23 protein-coding genes and 1 other RNA gene are annotated in these 19,301 nt (G+C 67.1%); 14 read left to right on the top strand and 10 right to left on the bottom strand.

What is annotated here, in order from left to right:
- Positions 1 to 209: 209 nt before the first annotated feature.
- Together ACM0PB_RS06420 and ACM0PB_RS06415 are read right to left on the bottom strand one after the other, a co-directional pair.
- On the bottom strand, positions 210 to 1,532 hold the full coding sequence (locus tag ACM0PB_RS06420; RefSeq protein WP_088123875.1) for an aminopeptidase P N-terminal domain-containing protein: 1,323 nt from the start codon (positions 1,530 to 1,532) through the stop codon (positions 210 to 212).
- Between the two features lie 5 nt (positions 1,533 to 1,537).
- A complete protein-coding gene (locus ACM0PB_RS06415) occupies positions 1,538 to 2,086 on the bottom strand; it encodes a UPF0149 family protein (RefSeq protein ID WP_005418994.1) in 549 nt (182 codons plus the stop codon).
- A 154-nt stretch (positions 2,087 to 2,240) separates the two neighbouring features.
- Here ACM0PB_RS06415 and ACM0PB_RS06410 point away from each other — a divergent pair, with 154 nt between their 5' ends.
- The 8 genes from ACM0PB_RS06410 to ACM0PB_RS06375 all read left to right on the top strand — a co-directional run bounded on the left by ACM0PB_RS06410 (position 2,241) and on the right by ACM0PB_RS06375 (position 6,367).
- Positions 2,241 to 2,462, top strand: a complete 222-nt coding sequence (locus tag ACM0PB_RS06410) for a TIGR02449 family protein (protein ID WP_005418996.1) — start codon at positions 2,241 to 2,243, stop codon at positions 2,460 to 2,462.
- Positions 2,459 to 2,755, top strand: a complete 297-nt coding sequence (locus tag ACM0PB_RS06405; protein ID WP_005410899.1) for a cell division protein ZapA — start codon at positions 2,459 to 2,461, stop codon at positions 2,753 to 2,755. Before ACM0PB_RS06410 ends, ACM0PB_RS06405 begins: the two co-directional genes overlap by 4 nt.
- 153 nt (positions 2,756 to 2,908) lie before the next feature.
- Positions 2,909 to 3,094: non-coding RNA, 6S RNA (ssrS, locus tag ACM0PB_RS06400), on the top strand.
- A gap of 83 nt (positions 3,095 to 3,177) precedes the next feature.
- Positions 3,178 to 3,771, top strand: coding sequence for a 5-formyltetrahydrofolate cyclo-ligase (locus tag ACM0PB_RS06395; protein WP_065185333.1), 594 nt, complete (start codon positions 3,178 to 3,180; stop codon positions 3,769 to 3,771).
- Positions 3,768 to 4,247 (top strand): EVE domain-containing protein, encoded by a 480-nt coding sequence (locus tag ACM0PB_RS06390; RefSeq protein ID WP_005419001.1) that lies wholly within the window; start codon positions 3,768 to 3,770, stop codon positions 4,245 to 4,247. The genes ACM0PB_RS06395 and ACM0PB_RS06390 overlap by 4 nt, the downstream gene beginning before the upstream one ends.
- A gap of 23 nt (positions 4,248 to 4,270) precedes the next feature.
- Entirely contained in the window at positions 4,271 to 4,918 is a 648-nt protein-coding gene (rpiA, locus tag ACM0PB_RS06385) for a ribose-5-phosphate isomerase RpiA (RefSeq protein WP_005419003.1), read from the top strand.
- 21 nt (positions 4,919 to 4,939) lie between these two features.
- The gene (locus tag ACM0PB_RS06380) at positions 4,940 to 5,386 is read left to right on the top strand and encodes a DUF192 domain-containing protein (RefSeq protein ID WP_005419005.1); all 447 of its coding nucleotides are present in this window, start codon (positions 4,940 to 4,942) and stop codon (positions 5,384 to 5,386) included.
- Positions 5,387 to 5,521: 135 nt separating this feature from the next.
- On the top strand, positions 5,522 to 6,367 hold the full coding sequence (locus ACM0PB_RS06375; protein WP_005419007.1) for a SirB1 family protein: 846 nt from the start codon (positions 5,522 to 5,524) through the stop codon (positions 6,365 to 6,367).
- A gap of 37 nt (positions 6,368 to 6,404) precedes the next feature.
- On the opposite strand, the gene ACM0PB_RS06370 is transcribed toward ACM0PB_RS06375, so the two are convergent.
- Positions 6,405 to 6,632, bottom strand: a complete 228-nt coding sequence (locus tag ACM0PB_RS06370) for a rubredoxin (RefSeq protein WP_080375060.1) — start codon at positions 6,630 to 6,632, stop codon at positions 6,405 to 6,407.
- 34 nt (positions 6,633 to 6,666) lie between these two features.
- Here ACM0PB_RS06370 and thiE point away from each other — a divergent pair, with 34 nt between their 5' ends.
- Both thiE and hemL read left to right on the top strand, forming a co-directional pair.
- Positions 6,667 to 7,293, top strand: a complete 627-nt coding sequence (gene thiE, locus ACM0PB_RS06365; RefSeq protein ID WP_164229907.1) for a thiamine phosphate synthase — start codon at positions 6,667 to 6,669, stop codon at positions 7,291 to 7,293.
- A 16-nt stretch (positions 7,294 to 7,309) separates the two neighbouring features.
- Entirely contained in the window at positions 7,310 to 8,599 is a 1,290-nt protein-coding gene (gene hemL, locus ACM0PB_RS06360; protein ID WP_065178366.1) for a glutamate-1-semialdehyde 2,1-aminomutase, read from the top strand.
- A 101-nt stretch (positions 8,600 to 8,700) separates the two neighbouring features.
- Here hemL and azu read toward each other — a convergent pair whose 3' ends face one another.
- Complete coding sequence (gene azu, locus ACM0PB_RS06355) at positions 8,701 to 9,150, bottom strand: azurin (RefSeq protein ID WP_139727611.1); 450 nt, start codon at positions 9,148 to 9,150, stop codon at positions 8,701 to 8,703.
- A gap of 123 nt (positions 9,151 to 9,273) precedes the next feature.
- Between azu and ACM0PB_RS06350 the strand changes: the two genes are divergently transcribed.
- Positions 9,274 to 9,876: an HAD-IA family hydrolase gene (locus ACM0PB_RS06350; RefSeq protein ID WP_005419017.1), complete on the top strand. Its 603-nt coding sequence runs from the start codon at positions 9,274 to 9,276 to the stop codon at positions 9,874 to 9,876.
- 53 nt (positions 9,877 to 9,929) lie between these two features.
- On the opposite strand, the gene ACM0PB_RS06345 is transcribed toward ACM0PB_RS06350, so the two are convergent.
- Positions 9,930 to 11,156: an acetylornithine transaminase gene (locus tag ACM0PB_RS06345; RefSeq protein ID WP_171955737.1), complete on the bottom strand. Its 1,227-nt coding sequence runs from the start codon at positions 11,154 to 11,156 to the stop codon at positions 9,930 to 9,932.
- Between the two features lie 63 nt (positions 11,157 to 11,219).
- Between ACM0PB_RS06345 and ACM0PB_RS06340 the strand changes: the two genes are divergently transcribed.
- The gene (locus ACM0PB_RS06340; protein WP_065178365.1) at positions 11,220 to 12,092 is read left to right on the top strand and encodes an ion transporter; all 873 of its coding nucleotides are present in this window, start codon (positions 11,220 to 11,222) and stop codon (positions 12,090 to 12,092) included.
- 61 nt (positions 12,093 to 12,153) lie between these two features.
- Here the strand turns inward: ACM0PB_RS06340 and ACM0PB_RS06335 are convergent, their stop codons facing one another.
- The 3 genes from ACM0PB_RS06335 to ACM0PB_RS06325 all read right to left on the bottom strand — a co-directional run bounded on the left by ACM0PB_RS06335 (position 12,154) and on the right by ACM0PB_RS06325 (position 15,168).
- On the bottom strand, positions 12,154 to 13,104 hold the full coding sequence (locus tag ACM0PB_RS06335) for a YiiG family protein (RefSeq protein ID WP_065185337.1): 951 nt from the start codon (positions 13,102 to 13,104) through the stop codon (positions 12,154 to 12,156).
- 159 nt (positions 13,105 to 13,263) lie between these two features.
- A complete protein-coding gene (locus tag ACM0PB_RS06330) occupies positions 13,264 to 14,256 on the bottom strand; it encodes a YiiG family protein (RefSeq protein WP_414604758.1) in 993 nt (330 codons plus the stop codon).
- A gap of 93 nt (positions 14,257 to 14,349) precedes the next feature.
- Positions 14,350 to 15,168 carry an SDR family oxidoreductase gene (locus tag ACM0PB_RS06325; protein WP_065178370.1) on the bottom strand — a complete coding sequence of 273 codons (819 nt, stop codon included), beginning with the start codon at positions 15,166 to 15,168 and terminating at the stop codon, positions 14,350 to 14,352.
- Positions 15,169 to 15,276: 108 nt separating this feature from the next.
- Between ACM0PB_RS06325 and ACM0PB_RS06320 the strand changes: the two genes are divergently transcribed.
- A complete protein-coding gene (locus ACM0PB_RS06320) occupies positions 15,277 to 15,960 on the top strand; it encodes a hypothetical protein (protein ID WP_065178363.1) in 684 nt (227 codons plus the stop codon).
- 55 nt (positions 15,961 to 16,015) lie between these two features.
- Here ACM0PB_RS06320 and ACM0PB_RS06315 read toward each other — a convergent pair whose 3' ends face one another.
- Together ACM0PB_RS06315 and ACM0PB_RS06310 are read right to left on the bottom strand one after the other, a co-directional pair.
- Positions 16,016 to 16,522 carry a DUF2867 domain-containing protein gene (locus tag ACM0PB_RS06315; protein ID WP_065178362.1) on the bottom strand — a complete coding sequence of 169 codons (507 nt, stop codon included), beginning with the start codon at positions 16,520 to 16,522 and terminating at the stop codon, positions 16,016 to 16,018.
- Positions 16,519 to 17,181 carry a serine/threonine-protein kinase gene (locus ACM0PB_RS06310; RefSeq protein WP_065178361.1) on the bottom strand — a complete coding sequence of 221 codons (663 nt, stop codon included), beginning with the start codon at positions 17,179 to 17,181 and terminating at the stop codon, positions 16,519 to 16,521. Before ACM0PB_RS06310 ends, ACM0PB_RS06315 begins: the two co-directional genes overlap by 4 nt.
- Positions 17,182 to 17,266: 85 nt before the next feature.
- Between ACM0PB_RS06310 and ACM0PB_RS06305 the strand changes: the two genes are divergently transcribed.
- Complete coding sequence (locus ACM0PB_RS06305) at positions 17,267 to 19,264, top strand: bifunctional DedA family/phosphatase PAP2 family protein (protein ID WP_065178360.1); 1,998 nt, start codon at positions 17,267 to 17,269, stop codon at positions 19,262 to 19,264.
- The last annotated feature ends 37 nt before the right edge of the window (positions 19,265 to 19,301 follow it).

The following is a 19,301-nucleotide window of genomic DNA, read 5'->3' as shown; positions in this document are numbered from 1 at the left end:
GTGAGGGCGCTTTGCTTGCGAAGCACTGCTTCGCAAGCGCCCGAACGCCCAGCCGCCAGCGGCTGGGCCGGACCGCGGAGCGGGGTTTACGGCGTGTCCTGACCACCCACACCGCCCCGCCATCCCACGCAATGCCGCTCTTGCTTCGGCCGTTGCCGTTGCTTCGGCTTGCAGCGGGTGCAGGGCCGCAAGCCCTGCAGAAAAACACCCTACCCCGCCATCACCGCTTCGATCTCATCGGCGCTGCGCGCCAGGCCTTCGGTCAGCACGCGATGACCGTCATCGGTGATCAGCACATCGTCTTCAGTGCGGATGCCGATACCGCGCCAACGCGGTTCCACCGTCGTGTCGTCCACGCCGATGTACAGCCCCGGCTCGATGGTGAACGCCATGCCAGGCTCCAGAAGGCGTGAATCACCGGCGAGGCGGTAATCGCCTACATCGTGCACGTCCAATCCGATCCAGTGGCCGGTCTTGTGCCGGTAGAAGCGCTGGTACAGGCCTTCGGACAGATTCTTTTCCAGCGTGCCCTTCAGCAGGCCCAGCCGCAGCAGGCCCTCGGTCAAGGTCTGCACTGCGGCCAGATGGCCGGCCTCGTAGGGCACGCCCGGCTTGGCCTGGGCCAGCGCCGCCGCCTGCGCTTCACCGACCAGGTCGTGCAGCGCGCGCTGCTCGGCACTGAAGCGGCCGTTCACCGGGAAGGTGCGGGTGATGTCGCTGGCGTAGCCGCGGTACTCGGCACCTGCATCGATCAGCACCAACTCGCCATCGCGCGACCGCGCGTTGTTGTCGCGGTAATGCAGGATGCAGCCGTTGCGGCCGGCACCGACGATGCTGCAATACGCAGGCACCGCATCGCTGGCGCGGAACACGCGTTCCAGCTCGGCCTGCAGCTCGTACTCGTGGATGCCGGCCCTGGCGGCCTTCATCGCCGCCAGATGCGCACGCACGCTGATCTGTGCGGCGTGGTGCATCAGTGCCACTTCGGCGCCGGATTTGAACAGGCGCTGCTCGTGCAGCAGGTGGCCCAGCTCCAGGAACTCATGTGGCGGCTGCGCACCGTGGCGTACCTGCGAACGCACGCGGTTGACCCAGCCGATCAGCTTCAGATCGAAGTCGGCGTCGCGGCCGAAGTGGTAGTAGACGCGCGAGCGCCCTTCCAACAGGCCCGGCAGGATGTCGTCCAGATCATCGATCGGGTAGGCATCGTCCATGCCGTACTGCGCTACCGCGCCTTCCTGGCCGGCGCGGCTGCCGTCCCATGCCTCGCGCTCGGCATCGCGCTCGCGGCAGAACAGGATGGCCTCGCCATGGCGGCGGCCCGGAATCAGCACCAGCACCGCTTCCGGTTCCGGGAAGCCGGTCAGGTACTGGAAATCCGAATCCTGGCGGAACGGATAATGGGTATCGAGGCTGCGCACCTTCTCGGCTGCGGCCGGCAGTACCAGGATCGCATCCTCGCCAGCCATGTCCATCAGCTGGCGGCGGCGACGCTTGTATTCGCCGGCCGCGATGCCGGTGCGCTGCTTGATATCCATCAGTTCAGGCGCTGCCGATGGCGCGCGGCCAGCACCACGTCGCCGTGCAGCAGCAGCACCGCCACGCGGATGAATTCCTCGATCTCCGACAGGGCTTCGTCGTCGTCATCGCCGCCGGCCTCGAAATCCTCACTGGACGCACGCGCCAGGCTGGCCATGTCGGTCAGCGCTTCTTCGCCCTCTTCGGACAGGGCCGGGCGGCGGCCGCCGCTGCCCAGGCCGAAGCCGCCCAGGAACGAGCGGGTCCAGCTGAACATGGCATCGGCCTGCGCGGACACGTCGTCGCTGTCGGCGAGCAGCAGTTCGAAGGCGAAGTCGCGGTCTTCCAGCTGCTTGATGGTGGCCTGCAGCAGCTGCCCCAGCACGCTGTCGGCGGCCACCGGTGGCAGGGTGTCGTCGGCCAGCACGCGCGCCGGCCAATCGTTGCCGGGGGCGCCGCCGGCGGCCAGCCAGCCGCACAGCGCTCCGTGCAGCTCGGCAGCGGTAGCGCCCAGGCCCAGCGCCTGGCTGGCGCGGGTAACGTCGTCGACGGAGGGAAGTTCGGTCATCGTGCGGCTCGTTCGGAATAAGGAAACCCGGGGTGCGCACGCGCGCGCCCGTGAGACCCTGTAGTGTAGCAACCCTGCGTCATCCTCTCGTGGCCGTCCGGCCTTGCTGCGACAGCGCTTGACCGCCCTCACCCGGCTTGCCTATCGTGCCCGCATGGAACCCGCCGATCCCCTTGCCCAGCTGCAGGACTTTGCCGCCCGCGTGGACGCGTTGCTTGAACGCAACCAGCGCCTGGCCGAGGAGAACCGCAGCCTGCGCCACCAGCAGGAACAGCTGGTGGCCGAGCGCTCGACGCTGCTGGCCAAGAACGAACAGGCGCGCTCGCGGGTGGAAGCGATGATCAGCCGGCTCAAATCCCTGGAGCAGCACACATGAGCGCCGAACCGGTCAGTGTCCGCATCCTCGATCGTGAATACACCGTGGGCGTTGGCGGCGACGAACGCGACAGCCTGATGGCTGCTGCGCGCCTGCTCGATGCGCGCATGCGCGAGATCCGCGGCAGCAACCGCATGGCCGCCGTCGACCGCGTCGCCGTGCTGGCCGCGCTGAACCTGGCCCACGAACTGCAGCTGCTGCGCGACGAGAACGCCCGCCAGGCCGTGGCGCTGCAGCAGACGCTGGCCGACCTGAACCGGCGCCTGGACCGCGCCATCGACGGCACCCCATAGAAAAAGGGGACGGAGGGAATTAAGGCGCATTCGCCCCTTCCGTGCTGGAAACGCCTTAATTCCCTCCGTCCCCTTTTTGCTTGTCTGAATTGGCACGGACTGTTGCCGACGAACGGCCTATCCAGATCCTGCGTGCTGGCTATAATGGCCACGCGTTCTCTGCGGTACTCGACGGCATGTGCAAACATTCGCCTTGTCCCTTAAGAACGACACCGGGAGCGCGACAGCGCCGGGAGTGCAGGTCCGCCTTGTAGCGGGAAGCCCGATGGTTCTCCAGCGTTCCCACTTGAGCCCCCGGGTTCAAGGTCGTTTCGCATGCATCGACATTGCGGAGAATGCAATATTCCAGCAAGGGCGGCGTCTTCGGGCGTCGCCCTTGTTCTTTCCGGCACAATGACGGCTGATCCTTGCCGCTCGCTGCCATGACCGACCCGCGCCAGGCCCTGCGCCACGACCTGCGGCAACGCCGCCGTGACCTTAACGCTGGTAAGCGCATCGCCGCCGCCGAATCGCTTGCCGATGCCCTGCTCGCCCTGCCGTTCGCCCCGCGCGAAGGCGCCGTGGCCGGCTACTGGGCGCTGGATGGCGAAATCGCCCTGCACCGCTGGCAGCTGCAGCTGCCCGAAGGACTCACCTACTGCCTGCCGGTGCTGGCCGGCGACGTGCTGCGCTTCGCACCATGGCGGCCCGGGCATCCGCTGACCAGCAACCGCTATGGCATCCCCGAGCCGGACGTGGCCGTGGAAGACACCCTGGAACCGGAACGGATGGCGCTGGTCGTGACCCCATTGGTGGGTTTCGACGCACAGTGCCGCCGGCTGGGCATGGGGGGCGGCTGGTATGATCGCAGCTTCGCCTTCCGCCACGACCGGCCGGCGCCGCCCTGGCTGGTCGGTGCTGCGTTCGCGGTGCAGCAGGTCGAGTCCTTGCCGGTGGCGTCGTGGGACGTGCCGGTGGATGCGATCTGCACCGAAGACGGCACCCTGTTCCCCTCCGCTGCCCCCGTGAACGCATGACCGCCCGCAAGCGCTACTGGCTGATGAAGTCCGAACCGGACGCCTTCTCCATCGATGACCTGGCAAAGGTCAAGGTCGAACCCTGGAACGGGGTGCGCAACTACCAGGCGCGCAATTTCATGCGCGATGGCATGCAGGTGGGCGACGGCATCCTGTTCTACCACTCCAACACCAAGGTGCCCGGCATCGTCGGCCTGGCCACCGTCGCCAGCCCAGCCTACCCGGACGACACCCAGTTCGACCCGAAATCCGACTACCACGACCCCAAGAGCACGCGCGAAAACCCGCGCTGGATGCTGGTGGACGTGGCCTTCGACCGCAAGCTCAAGCAGGTGATCGCGCTGGACGAGATCAAGCTGCACGCTGACGAGCTCGGCGAGGGCTTCCCGCTGGTTGCCAAGGGCAATCGCCTGTCGGTGTTCCCGGTGACCGCCGCGCAGTGGAAGCTGCTGCTGTCGCTGGAAAAGAAATCCTGATTCCCCGCCTGAGAGTTCTTCCCATGTCCGAAGCCAAGCGCCTGGCCGCCGAGAAAGCCATCGAGTACGTCGAAGACGGCATGATCGTCGGTGTCGGCACCGGTTCCACCGTGGCCTATTTCATCGATGCCCTGGCCCGCATCCAGCACCGCATCAAGGGCGCCGTGTCCAGCTCCGAGCAGAGCACCGCACGCCTGAAGCAGCACGGCATCGAGGTGATCGAGCTGAACCACAGTGGCAACCTGTCGCTGTACGTCGATGGCGCCGACGAGTGCGACCCGAACAAGTGCCTGATCAAGGGCGGCGGCGCCGCACTGACCCGCGAGAAGATCATTGCCGAGGCCAGCGAGCGCTTCATCTGCATCGTCGACCCGAGCAAGCAGGTGCCGGTGCTGGGCAAGTTCCCGCTGCCGGTGGAAGTGATCCCGATGGCGCGCAGCCTGGTCGCCCGCCAGATCCGCGACATGACCGGCGGCCAGCCGACCTGGCGCGAGGGCGTGGTCACCGACAACGGCAACCAGATCCTGGACATCCACAACCTGCAGATCACCGATCCGGAAAAGCTGGAGCGCGAGCTCAACCAGTTGCCGGGCGTGGTCTGCGTCGGCCTGTTCGCGCGCCGTCGCGCCGATGTGGTGATCGTCGGTGGCGAGCCGCCGGTCGTGCTCTGACCCTTCCCAAGGATCCTGACAATGTCGCTGTTGCGTTCGCTGCTGATGCTTCCGCTGCTGGCCCTGGCCGGCTGCGCCACCGACGCGGCCCGCCATTGGGTCGAGCTGGACGGCGCCCGCTACCAGGTCGAGCTGGCCACCAACGATGAAACCCGCGCGCGCGGGCTGATGTTCCGCGACCAGATGGCGGCCGACCACGGCATGCTGTTCATCCACGACCGCGAGGAAATGCAGGCGTACTGGATGAAGAACACCAAGATCGCGCTGGACATCCTTTACTTCGACAGCCAGCGCAAGCTGGTCAGCCAGCAGCGCGACGTACCGCCGTGCTCGGCCGGCGACATGTGCCCGCCCTATCCCAGCGGCGGCCCGGCGCGTTATGTGCTGGAACTCAACGCCGGCCAGGCCGAGAAGCTGCAGCTCAAGGACGGCACGGAGCTGAAATTCGGTCCGGGCATCGAAAAATAACGGTAGTGCCGGCCGCTGGCCGGCAATCCAACCCGACCGGGGTCAGATCCCTTTCGCAAGCGAAAGGGATCTGACCCCTGAATTTTTCACGCGACACCGCTTGAAACCGCCTGCGAATGACGCCAGTCTGTGGCCATGCAGGACCGGATCACACTCCCCGACTGGGATGCCTTGGCCGACCTCGAAGACGAGGCGCTGCCACTGTTGCCGACCGCGCTGCTGATCGCGCGCGATGAATACCCCGATCTGCAGCCGTCCACCTACGACGCGCTGATCCAGAGCCATGTCGAGCACCTCCGCTCGGAAGTGGAGAGCATCGACAACAGCCCGCTGAAGATGGCGGCGATCAACCGCCACCTGTTCGACGAGCTGGGCTACAGCGGCGACCACGACGAGTACTACGACCCGCGCAACAGCTACCTCAACCAGGTATTCGAGCGCCGCCTGGGCAACCCGATCTCGCTGGCGCTGGTGCAGATGGAAGTCGCGCGCCGGCTGGGTATTCCGCTCGATGGCGTGTCCTTCCCCGGCCACTTCCTGGTGCGACTGCCGGTGGACGACGGCGTGCTGGTGATGGACCCGTTCAACGGCGGCCGGCCGCTGGACGTGGACGAACTGCGCGAGCGGGCCAAGTCACACCTGGGCGGGCAGATGCCCGACGACCAGGTGCTGGCGCAGATCCTCGACCCGGCACCCGCGCGCGCGATCCTGATGCGCATGCTGCGCAACCTGCACGGCGTGTATGCCGAAGCCGGCGAGTGGGACCGCGCCGCGCGCAGTGCCGACCGCCTGCTGAAGCTGGCCCCGGAGCAGGACGATGCGCTGCGCGACCGCGGCCTGGCCTACCTGCAGCTGGAGTACCTGGCCGGTGCCCGCCACGATCTGGGCCAGTACCTGAAGCGCAACCCGGAAGCCAGCGACGCGCAGTGGCTGCGCGAGAAGCTGATCGACCTCGGCGGGCCGATGCCGCGGCTGCATTGAGGGAGTCGGTGTGTGGACCGACAGTCCACGCCTGCCTTCATCCATCGACCTCGACCATCTCGAAATCGGCCTTGGTCACCCCGCAATCCGGGCAGGTCCAGGTCTCGGGAATGTCCTCCCAGCGCGTCCCTGGCGCGATGCCTTCCTCCGGCAAGCCTTCTGCTTCGCTGTACAGGAAGCCGCAGACCACGCACATCCAGGTGCGCAAGGTGGTGGGGGTGGCATCGCTCATCGGATAATCAGGACTGGATTCACGGGCCGCCATTGTCCCATCGCGGTCCACTCACCGGTAGCCATCGATGACTTCTGCTTCCCCGGCGCCCCGCGGCGTCTACCTGATCACCCCGGACGAGCCCGATACCGCACGCCTGCTGGCCCGTACCGCGCCGCTGCTGGCCGCGGGCGCCACCTGGCTGCAGTACCGCAACAAGACCGCAAGCGACGCGCTGCGGCGGGAGCAGGCCACCGCGCTGCAGGCACTGTGCGCAGACCACGGCGTACCGCTGATCGTCAACGACGACCCGGCGCTGGCCAAGGCCGTGGGCGCGGCGGGCGTGCACCTGGGCGGCACCGACGGCGACATCCCCAGCGCGCGCGCCCTGCTCGGCCCCGAGGCCATCATCGGCGCCTCCTGCTATGACCAGCTGGCCAATGCCGAGAGGGCCGTGGCCGCCGGCGCCAGCTACGTGGCCTTCGGCGCGTACTTCCCGACCACCACCAAGATCACCACCAGCCGCGCCCATACCGACCTGCTGCGGCAAAGCGCCGCACTGGGCGTGCCGCGGGTGGCGATCGGTGGCCTGACGCCGGACAATGTCGGTCCCATCATCGACGCCGGCGCCGATCTGGTCGCCGTGGTCAGCAGCGTGTTCGCCGCCGAAGACCCGGTCGCGACCCAGCGCGCCTACCTCGCCCAGTTCGCGTAATGCCCAGGAAAGCCCCATGAACCACGACCAGTCCCACGCCCTGTTCTCCCGCGCCCAGCAGCTGTTGCCGGGCGGCGTCAATTCGCCGGTGCGCGCGTTCAAGTCGGTCGGCGGCGAGCCGTTCTTCGTTGAACGCGCCGACGGTGCCTACCTGTACGACGTCGATGGCAACCGCTACATCGACTACGTCGGCTCCTGGGGCCCGATGATCGTCGGCCACAACCATCCGGCGGTACGCCAGGCGGTGAAGAAGGCGATCGACAACGGCCTGTCGTTCGGCGCGCCATGCGCGGCCGAAGTCACCATGGCCGAGACCATCACCCGCCTGGTGCCGTCGTGCGAGATGGTGCGCATGGTCAACTCCGGCACCGAGGCCACCCTGTCGGCGATCCGGCTGGCGCGTGGCGCCACCGGCCGCAACCGCATCGTCAAGTTCGAAGGCTGCTACCACGGCCACGGCGACTCGTTCCTGGTCAAGGCCGGCAGCGGCATGTTGACCCTGGGCGTGCCGACCTCGCCGGGCGTCCCGGCCGGGCTGAGCGAACTGACCCTGACCCTGCCCTACAACGACTTCGAAGCGGCCACTGCGCTGTTCGAGCAGCAGGGCGATGACATCGCCGGCCTGATCATCGAACCGGTGGTCGGCAACGCCAACTGCATCCCGCCGCGCGAGGGCTACCTGCAGCACCTGCGCGAACTGTGCACGAAACACGGCGCGCTGCTGATCTTCGACGAAGTGATGACCGGCTTCCGCGTTGCCCTCGGCGGTGCGCAGGGGCACTACGGCATCACCCCGGACCTGACCACCTTCGGCAAGATCATCGGCGGCGGCATGCCGGTGGGCGCCTACGGCGGTCGCCGCGAGCTCATGCAGCAGATCGCCCCGGCCGGCCCGATCTACCAGGCCGGCACGCTGAGCGGCAACCCGGTGGCGATGGCCGCTGGCCTGGCGATGCTGGAGCTGATCCAGCAGCCGGGCTTCCACGCCGACCTGGCCGAGCGCACCGCACGCCTGTGCGCCGGCCTGGAAGCGGCCGCCGCCGAAGCCGGCGTGGCGGTGACCACCACCCGCGTGGGCGCGATGTTCGGGCTGTTCTTCACCGATGAGAAGGTGGAGACCTATGCGCAGGCCACCGCCTGTGACATCCCAGCGTTCAACCGCTTCTTCCACGCGATGCTGGAGCAGGGCGTGTTCCTGGCGCCGTCGGCGTACGAGGCCGGTTTCCTGTCCAGCGCGCACGACGATGCCGTGATCGAGGCCACCCTCGCCGCCGCACGCGTAGCATTCAAGGCCGCCAAGGGCTGAGACACCCTCTGGTAGGTGCCAACCTTGGTTGGCACAAAAAGGGGACGGAGGGGATTGAGTCGTTTATGCACAAACGACTCAATCCCCTCCGTCCCCTTTTTTCAACCGAAGACGAACTTGCCCTTCATCATCGCGAAGTGGCCGGGGAACGAGCAGAAGAAGGTGTAGTCGCCGCCCTTCTGCAGGCCTTGGGTGGAAAAGCGCACGCGCGTGATCTCGCCACCACCAATTACTTTGGTGTGCGCCAGCACGCGCTTGTCAGCCTTCGGCAGGTAGCTGTCGGCCAGTGTCATGCGCATGCCTGCCAGTGCCACCGGCTGGTAATCGGCAGTGCGGGTCAGCACCCAGTTATGGCCCATCGCGGTAGCGGCCAGCTTGCCGGTGTGGCGCAGGGTCAGGTCCACGGCAGTGCAGTCGGCGGCAAGCTTGATCTCGCGAGTGCTGAAGCTCATCTGGTCGGTGCTGTCGATGTTCACTGCACACACCCGCGCCATCGCCGACGGCGCCAGCATCAGCGCGCCCAGTCCCACTGCCACCCACCAAGCCTTCATCGTTGCCTCTCCTGCGGATTCAAGCGCCATTCTAGGCAGGCCCCTGCGGCCGCGTCTGCGACCGTCTGTCGCATGCCCACTCCAGGGTTCCTCGCGCACTCACTGCAATGGCATGCTCGACCGATGCGGATCGACCTGTTGCTGCTGGATGTGGATGGCGTGCTGGTGCAGTACCAGCGCGCGCAGCGCGTGCTGCACCTGGCGCAGGTACTGGATGTTACCCCTGCCGCAGTGCAGGCGGCGCTGTTCGACAGCGGACTGGAAGCGGCGCATGACAACGGCACGCTGCAGGGTCCGGCCTATCTGGCGCGGCTGGGGGAGTGCCTGGGCAGGACCGTCGATGTACCCAGCTGGATCGCCGCACGCCAGGCGGCCAGCCATCCGCAGCACGCGGTGCTGCAGCGGCTGCAGGTCCTGCAGCTGCCACTGGCGGTACTGACCAACAATGGCGCGCTGATGGTGCAGGCGCTGCCCATCCTGCTGCCGGAACTGTTCCCTGCGCTGCAGGGACGCGTGTTCTGCAGCGCCGATTTCGGCCTGCGCAAACCCGCACCGGAGGTCTTCCTGCGCACGCTTGAGGCCCTCGGCGTGGCGCCTTCGCGCACGCTGTTCGTCGATGACCTGTTCGCCAATGTGCGCGGCGCACGCGCCGCCGGCCTGCACGCGGAAACCGTGCGCGATGGCCGTGGATTGGGCAAGGTGTTGAAGCGTTACGCGGTGGGCTGATCGGGGTCAGAGCCCTCTCCGCAGGAGAGGGATCCGACCCCAGCGCCGGGGCCTCAGCGCGCGGCGATGAACGCAGCAATCGCTGCGCGCAGGCGCTTGAGGCCTTCGGCCACTTCTTCGTCGGTGATGTTCAGCGACGGCACGAAGCGCAACACGTCCGGGCCGGCCTGCAGGGTCAGCAGGCCGTGCTCGGCGGCATGGTCGAGGATCGCCCCGGCCTGGCCGGCAAAGTCCTTGCCCAGCACCGCGCCCAGCATCAGGCCGCGGCCGCGCACTTGGCTGAACACACCGAACTCGTCATTGATGCGGGCAAAGCCATCGCGCAGTGCCTTCGACTGGCGGCTGACATTGGCGGCGATCTCTGCCGAGGCCAGCTTGCGCAGCGCCACGCGGGCCACCGCAGCAGCCAGCGGGTTGCCGCCGAAGGTGGTGCCGTGCGCGCCGAACTGCATGGTCTCGGCCACCTTCGGGCCGGCCAGCATCGCGCCGATCGGGAAGCCGCCACCGAGTGCCTTGGCCAGGGTGACCATGTCCGGCACCACATCATCCTGCCAGTGCGCGAACAGCGTGCCGGTACGGCCCATGCCGGCCTGGATCTCGTCCAGCACCAGCAGTGCGTTGTGCTGGTCGCACAGTTCACGCACGCGCTTGAGGAAACCGGACTTGGCCGGCATCACGCCGCCCTCGCCCTGGATCGGCTCCAGCATCACCGCCGCCACGTCGCCGGCGGCCATCGCGGTTTCCAGCTGCACCTCATCGTTGAAATCGATGTAGCGGAAGCCGCCAGGCAGCGGCTCGTAGCCTTCCTGGTACTTCGGCTGGGCGGTAGCGGTCACCGCGCCCATCGTGCGGCCGTGGAAGCTGCCACGGAAGGTGATGATGACGCGCTTGTCGGCCGGGCGGCCCTGGCTGGAGGCCCACTTGCGGACCATCTTGATCGCCACTTCGTTGGCTTCGGCGCCGGAGTTGCACAGGAACACCCGCTCGGCGAAGCGACTGGCCTTCACCAGTTCCTCGGCCAGGTGCAGCGGCGGTGCGCTGTAGAACACGTTGCTGGTGTGCCAGAGCTTGCCGGCCTGCTCGACCAGCGCGGCCACCAGGTCCGGATCGTTGTGGCCCAGGCCGCACACGGCGATGCCGGCAGCCAGGTCGATGAACTCACGGCCCTGGCTGTCCCATACGCGGGCGCCCTGGCCTCGCTCCAGTACCACCTGGCGGGGCTTGTAGACCGGCAGGTAATAGTGCGAAAGGGAGATCAGCGGATCGGTCGCGGCGGTCATGGCAGTCGGCAGGGTTCAGGAACGCCCATTCTCGCGCCGGAACCCCTGCGGCACAATGCGCCCATGCGACCGTTTTCCGCCCCCCAGCTCAACCCCGCCACCGAGACCGGCTGGCGCCGTCGGTGGTTCGACATCATCTACCGCCATGACTCGCGGCCCTCGCGCAACTTCGACCTGATCCTGGTGGTGGCGATCGTCGCCAGCATCCTGGTAGTGATGATCGACAGCGTGCAGCACCTGCATGCCGAGTGGTCCACCGGCCTGTACATCCTGGAATGGGGCTTCACCATCATCTTCACCGCCGAGTACCTGCTGCGCCTGGCGGTGGTCAAGCGCCCGCTGCGTTACGCGGTGAGCATCTGGGGCATCATCGACCTGCTGTCGATCCTGCCTGCCTATCTGTCGATGTTCATCCCGGGCGCGCAGAGCCTGCTGGTGGTGCGTGCGCTGCGCATCCTGCGCGTGTTCCGCATCCTGAAGCTGACCCGCTACATCGAGGAAAGCGGCGTCCTGATGACGTCGCTGTGGCGCAGCCGGCGCAAGGTGCTGGTGTTCCTGTTCACGGTGATCACCATCACCATCATCGCCGGTGCGCTGATGTACGTGATCGAGGGCCCCGACCACGGTTTCACCAACATCCCGGCCAGCATGTACTGGGCGGTGGTGACCATGGCCACGGTCGGCTTCGGCGATATCGTGCCGCAGACCGTGCTCGGCCGCTTCGTCACCTCGGTGCTGATCCTGATCGGCTACAGCATCATCGCCGTGCCCACCGGCATCTACACCGCCGAACTGGCCAGCACCATGCGTGAAGCCGAGCAGGCCGCGCGCCGCGATGCGCGTGGCTGCCCGGAGTGTGGGCTGGAAGGCCACGAGCCGGATGCACGGTATTGCCGCAAGTGCGGCGGTCAGCTACCGGATCCGTTCAACCATTGAGGCGCATGCCGGCCAGCGGCCGGCACTACCCTTGGCGCTTATGCATGGATGCGCGCGCTGCTCATCGCAGGCGGTTGCTGGTGGAGACCAGATCGTTGTAGGCGTCCAGCAGAGTGGATTGCGCACCTTCCGGCGCCGAGGTGTCCCAGCTGCCGGAGGCCTTGCGCTCGGCAGCCAGCCCTTCGGCGGTGATCGGCTTGCCCTGCTGCAGACGCTCCACGCCGCGCCCGGCGGTGCGTACCAGCTTGTCCGCTGAACGCTGCACGTGGCCCCACATCGGGTCGTCCTTGCCCACCCCGGAGTTCTGGATTTCCGTCACCAGCGCCTGGTAATCGGCCAGCTGTACGCGCAACGCCGCCAGATCCGGTGCGTCGCCCTGGAAGGCCATGGCCAGCTGCTTGCCATCGCCCAGCAGGCGCAGATGGTAGTAGGCCAGCGAACGGCCTTCGCTCTCCTCGATCTGCTTCAGCTGTGCCGCGCGACGATCGTTCTCGTTCTTCTCCAGTGCCGCATCCAGTGCCTCGCTGGCCTTGAAGAACCCGGCATAGGCCTGCATCAACGGCGCGTGCTGGCTGCGCAGGCCTTCACCACCATCGCGGCGATAGTCCTCACGGGTGAAGTAGCCGTCGGCGCGTTCGATCAGCGCGTACAGCGACTGGAAGGCCTGCTGGTAGTCACGCGCCGGTGCATCCAGCGCGGTAGACGGGTTCTTTGCCAGCGCATCGGTCAGCGCCTGGCCGCAGTACTCCACGCGGTGCGACAGCACCTTGCCCGGTGAGCGCGGCTGCGTTTCCTTGCCGGTCGGACCGGCTTCGGGATCCTTCATCCAGCCGGTGTAGGTCTGGAAGCCTTCGTGGATGGGTTGTTCAACGCCGTTGTAGCACTCGATGTAGGCGTTGACCTTCTCCAGGCCGGGATCGGCCGCCGCCGGCCCCGGCACTTTGTCGCAACCGGCCGTACCGACCAGCGTGCCGAGCAGAAGAAGGGGAAGCAGGCGTACAGAAGCGTTCAAATCGATTCCTTGCAGAAAGAGGCGGTAGATATCCTCGCGCATGACGCAAGCACCCGCATCGGCGGCCTCGCAAAGGCCCTGCCGTTCGGAAGTGTGCGATGCGATGCGTCGCAATCGACCTGTTCGATTGCGACACAAATGACACGACGGACGCTGCGATTACTGGCGGTTGCTCTGGAAAACCAGCGAGTTGTATTCCTGCATCAGCTTGCTGGCAGAGCCGCGCGGCGCCATCGAGGGCGAATCCAGCATACGCCGTTCGAAATCGCTGTAGGGCGTCTTGCTGCTGACCCGGTGCAGCCGCTCCTTGCCTTCCCGACGGAAGTTCTCGGCTTCGCGCTCGAAGCTGTTCCAGTCCAGCTTGCCCGGCTCCTGGTCAGCCACCTTCGCATGCGCTTCGTCGGAAATGCGGTTGAACGCATCCAGACGCTCGCGGGCCTTGGCCTGATCGAAATCATCCTCGCTCATCAGATCCATGATGGCCTTGGCTTCCAGCATCATCGCCAGGCGGTAGTACTCGCGCGTGCGACCCTCGGCCTGCTCCAGTGCCTTGAGCTGCTCGCGCTGGGCGGTGTCGTTCTGGCGCTCCAGCTCGGCATTGAACGTTTCGCTGGCAGCCACGAAATCCTTGAAGGCGACCATCAGGGGCGCGTGCAGCTGCTTGCCCTTGGCGAACTGGTCGTCTTCGTAGTCCTGGCGATCGTAGTAGTCGTGCGCGTCCTTGCTGATCGGCACCAGTGCCTTCAGCGCCTGCTGGTAGTGGCCAGCAGCAGCATCGAGTTCGGCCAGCACTGGCTTGGCAGCCATCGCCTCGGTCACGGGGGCATCGCACTGCTTCATGTCGTAATCGCTGATCTCGAACGGACCGTACACCTGTGTCTCGCGACCGGTCGGGCCGGCGGCGACATCCTTGATCCAGCGCGTATAGGACTCGATGCTGCCGTGGGTCTTCGAATCAAGCGCGTTGAAGCAGCCGATGTAGGCGTTGAGCTTGGCGGTCAACTGCTGCTGCGGGTCGGACGGCGCCGCGCTGGCGTCCGGCGTGCCGGAGGCAGCGGCGCCGCCCGCAGCGGCGGGTGCCTTGCCACCGCAGGCGACGAGGATCAACGACAGCGAAGCGACCAGCGCCGCGACCGAAAGAGTGCGTGACATGTGCTCACATCCCTGTTGAAAACGATTACAGCCGCGCATTCTAGCGCAGCAGGCCGAAGGTCGCAGCCCTCGGCCTCTTCCGGCGACGCGCGATCAATCCAGGAACAGATCCGGCAGCAACGGACGCGATGGATCCACTGCGTAGCCCGAAAGATCGGTGATACCCGCCTGCGCCAGCACGTCATCGTCGATCAGGAACTGGCCATGGAAGCCCGCCGCTTCGCGCACCAGCACCGCATGCGCGGCATCAGCCATGATCTGCGGCGTGCGGCAGCCGGCCGCATCCACGCCAGGGATCATGTTGATCGCATCGGTGGCGATCACCGTGCGCGGCCACAGCGCGTTCACCGCCACACCCTGCGGGCCGAATTCCGCGGCCAGGCCGAGCGTGACGAAGCTCATCCCCATCTTCGCCAGCGTGTAGCCGGTATGCGCGCCCCACCACTTCGGTTCCAGGCTCGGCGGCGGTGCCAGGGTCAGGATGTGCGGGTTCGGCGCCTGCAGCAGGTACGGCAGGCAGGCCTGCGCACACAGGAAGCTGCCACGCGAATTGACCTGCTGCATCAGGTCGAAGCGTTTCATCGGCGTATCCAGCGTGCCACGCAGCCAGATCGCGCTGGCGTTGTTGATCAGGATGTCGATGCCCCCAAAGGTGTCGACCGTGGCCGCAACCGCGGCCTGCACCTGCTCTTCCTCGCGGATATCGCACTTCAGCGCCAGCCCTTGGCCACCGGCGGCGGTAACGGCCTCGGCCGCGCTGTGGATGGTACCTGGCAGCTTCGGGTTCGGCACCGCCGACTTGGCCGCAATGGCCACGTTCGCCCCGTCACGCGCAGCGCGCAGTGCGATGGCCAGGCCGATGCCACGCGAGGCACCCGTGATGAAAAGCGTTTTGCCCTGCAGACTGCCCACGTTCCACACTCCAGCGTATGCAATGAGCCGCTAGTATGCCGCGCCGACGTGGAGTTCACCCGGCCTTGACGATACTGGCGCCTCCAGTCAACGCACGAGGTCCACGCCATGCGCCGTTCCCGCCTGTTGCTGCCTGCCCTGGGGCTTGCCCTGCTGACCGCCTGCCAGGGCCGTTCGCCGGAACCCGGCAAGGAACCGTCGGCCGGTGACACGCCCAGCGCGGAGAAAGCCGCCGCAGACGGCAAGCTGCGCTGGAGCGAGGCAGTGGTGTGGGATGGCGACCTCAACGCCTGCCGCCAGGGCGGGAATGCAGCCACGCGTGAGTGCCTGCGCGATGCGATGCGCGCTGGTGGCGCAAGCGCCGATGCCATTGCTGCCGCCGAACAGTTGTCCACCGGCGGCGAGCTGGCCTACGTGACGGCCTGGCACGAGAACGAAGGCCTGGGCATTGCCACGGTCGAGTATCCGTTCCGCGCCAACACCAACGAGGGCACCCGCCTGGTCGACGCCACCGGCAAGCGCATCGATGTGGATGCCGTGCAGCTGGACGACACCCTGCGTGCCGACCCCGCCGTGCAGGCCCTGCTGAAGGACCACCCGCAGGCCACGCCGTTCGCACCGGCGCAGTCGGGCGGGGCCACGCCGCTGGAGAACGGCGGCATCCGCCTGCTGTACCGCACGCCGCTGCGTGACTGCCACGCCTGCCCGGATGTAGGCCAGCTGCAGATCGCCTACGACTTCGACGCCAAGCGCAACTTCATCGGCCAGCAGGTAGTGCCGGCAACGCCGTAAGGTCGCCGGCACTACATCAAGGCCGTCAGCGGGCGCATCCACGCATCGCGTGGATCTACCGGTACGCCTGCGCCTGCTTCCTCAGCAGATGCGGCACGATCAGCTGATGCACCGGCGCAACCGGCAGCATGTATACGCGCCCGAACGCGTTGTGCGTATGCACCACGGTCGCCACTTCCAGTACGTCGCCCTGCCACTGCAGGGCCAGCTGCACACGCAGGTGGCGGTCGTCGTCTTCCAGCACGATGGCATCGTCACTGAGCGACTGCAGGGTGAAGATGCCCAGTCGCTGCCCGGGTTGAGGATCCGCAACATCCTGCACCGCGCGCAACGAGCCCAGGTGCTTCATGCCGAGCAGGCGCATGCCGCGATTGCGCAGCGCCATCAGCCCATCGAACCAGCCGGGAATGGTCGCGGCCATATCGCGATAGGCCTGCAAGGCCGAGCGCCCATCACGATGGGTTGTTGCCTGGCAGGCGTGCACGAAGTCGGCACCGGCCAGCTGTGGGCGCAGGACGCTGCCCGCACTCGGTGGGCCGGTCACTACCTGCAGTGGACTCACGGCTTGGGCCCCTGCCCCTCGTTGTCTTCCCAATGCAGGATGCGACGGGTAACGAAGCGGTAGACCGGCTTGCCCGTGGCGAACCACAGTTCGCGCACCCACGAGGTGCGCTTGAGCACGCGCTTTTCCACTGGGGTGAGCGACCCACGGCAGTACATGCGCTTGTGCTTGAGCAGGTGGCGCAGGTCCTCGCGGGCCAGCAGGCGCATCCAGCGCGAGCGCGGGTTGCCGATCACTGCCAGCTGGAAGTCGATCAATGCCGGGCGGCCGTCTTCGGTCACCAGCCAGTTGGCTTCCTTGGCCAGGTCGTTGTGGGCCACGCCGCGCCGATGCAGCTGCTGCAGCAGCCGACGCGCGGCGCGGAACCAGGCCAGGTCGCCACGCGGTGGGCGCTGGTACATGGCGTCGCCGGCCATGAAACTGCGGTCGAGATGATGCCCATTCCACGCCAGCAGCTGCGGCACGTCGGCCATGCCATGGATATGGCGCAGCGCGCGCGCTTCGCGGCGGGCCAGCCACCAGGCCGGCAGGCGCAACCACAGCGGCGTGGCGCCCAGGTCACGGCGTACGAAGGGGCCGGCAGGCCCTTCCACACGGAGGATGCGACCGAAGCTGTCGGCCTTCAAAGCATGTGGTGGCGTGTCTGGCGTATGCGGCATGGGCCCATTCTAGGCGATGGCGCCGGTTGCAAACGGTCACCAAGCGGCTGGGAACCAGTCACCTTCACGCCCCTATAATCGGGCAATGGACTCTTCATGGATCGACGCCACGCTTGCGTGGATTGCCGCTCACCCCGTGCTGGCGGGTGCCGTTATCTTCCTCATCGCCTTCTGCGATGCGGTGATCATTCTCGGCGCCATCGTGCCGGCGCTGCCGCTGCTATTTGCGGTGGGCGTGTTCATCGGCCTGGGCCAGATCTCCGGACCTTACGCGGTGGCGGCGGCCGCACTGGGCGCATTCGCCGGCGATGGCATCAGTTACTGGATCGGGCGCCGCTGGGGCGACCGCCTGCGTGGCGTGTGGCCGTTCAGCCGTTACCCGCAGCTGCTCGACCGCGGCGAAAACCTGTTCCGCCGCAACGCGTTCAAGAGCATTCTGGTGGCACGCTACGTCGGCGCGATCCGGCCGTTCGTGCCGGCCATCGCGGGCATGATGAAGATGCCAGCCAGCCGCTATGTACAGGCCAGTGGTATCGCCAGCATTTCATGGGCGGTGCTGTTCCTGGCCCCCGGCTGGATTCTTGGCGAGGCCTATGACGCGGTGGCCGCAGTAGCCGGTCGGCTGGTGGTGGTGGTCGGCCTGCTGGCGGTGATCCTTGGCCTGGTCTGGGCCCTCGTGCTGTACGGCTACCGCTGGTCGGCCGCGCGCATGGACAACTGGCTGGCACGCCTGCTCGACTGGTCCAACCGCCATCCGACGCTGGGCCGCTACACCGTCGGCGTGCTGGATCCGAAGCGGCGCGAGTCGGTGCCGCTGGCGATGCTGGCGCTGATGCTGCTGGTGCTGGGCTGGGGCTGGTTCGCGCTGCTGACCGTGGTGGTCGCGCATGGCGAGCCACTGGCGATCGACCTGCTGGTACACCAGGCAATGCTGGCCCTGCGCAACCCGCTGGCCGATTACCCGATGGCCGCGCTGGCGTCGCTGGGCGCCTGGCAGGTGCTGCTGCCGGCCACTGCGGCGGCGATGGGCTACCTGGTCTGGCGCCGGCGCTGGATGGCGGCCGCGCACTGGCTGGCCGCGCTGGCCTTCGGCCTGGCGCTGACCATGCTGCTCGGCGCTACCGTCGATGTTGTGCGCCCGGTCGACGCCAGCAGCGGCTTCGGCTTCCCGTCGGTGTCGGTGACGATGGCCACCATCACCTTCGGCTTCTTCGCGGTGCTGATCGCCCGCGAGATGCCCGGCCGTACCCGCGTCTGGCCGTACCTGGTGTCGGGCATCGTGGTCAGCCTGATCGGTTTCTCGCGCCTGTACCTGGGCGCGCATTGGCTGAGCGATGTGATCGGCGGCATGCTGTTCGGCACCTTCTGGCTGCTGGTGCTGGGCATCGCCTACCGCCGCCGCTTCAACCGCTCGTTCTGGGTGAAGCCGGTGGCATGGCTGTTCTACGGCGTCTTCGCCGTCGCCGCGATGTGGTACGCACCGCGCAACATCCCGGTGAAGCTGGAACGCTTCGAGCCGACCTTGCCGGCCCCGCAGGCAATGGACACGCAGGCCTGGTGGCAGCACGACTGGGCGACACTGCCGGCGCGCCGCAACGAGTTCGATGACGACCAGCGCTGGCCGCTGGACGTACAGGTGGCCGGTCCGCTGGCACCGCTGCAGGCGCAACTGGAAGCGCGCGGCTGGAAGCGGCAGGAGCAGGCTGGCTGGCAGCAGGCGCTGCTGATGCTGGACAAGAACACCGGCGCCGATGAACTGCCGGTACTGCCGGCGACGCTGGAAACCCGCGTGGAAGCGCTGTTGATGGTACGCCCGGGTACACACCGTGATGAGCGCTACGTACTGCGCCTGTGGCCGGCCCCTGCGCAGTTGCAGCCGGGCAACACGCCGCTGTGGCTGGGCAGTGCACAGACCCTGCGCTACGAACGCCATTTCGAGTGGATCGGCATGTGGCACCCGCTGCGTGGCGTCGACCCGGCATTGAATGCCGTAAAGGACGCCGTGCAGGACCTGCCGCAGCGCGAGGACGTGCACAGCGAAACCGGGTTGCCGGTGCTGCGGTTGAAGACCACCACGCCCTGACCGGTACCGGTCGCGATCACCCAGTGTAGAGCCGAGC

Source organism: Stenotrophomonas sp. AR029, assembly GCF_047520695.2.
In the GTDB taxonomy this organism is placed as follows: domain Bacteria; phylum Pseudomonadota; class Gammaproteobacteria; order Xanthomonadales; family Xanthomonadaceae; genus Stenotrophomonas; species Stenotrophomonas sepilia.
The sequence above is the reverse complement of the archived record's forward strand: the minus strand, read 5'-3'. Positions and strand labels throughout refer to the sequence as shown.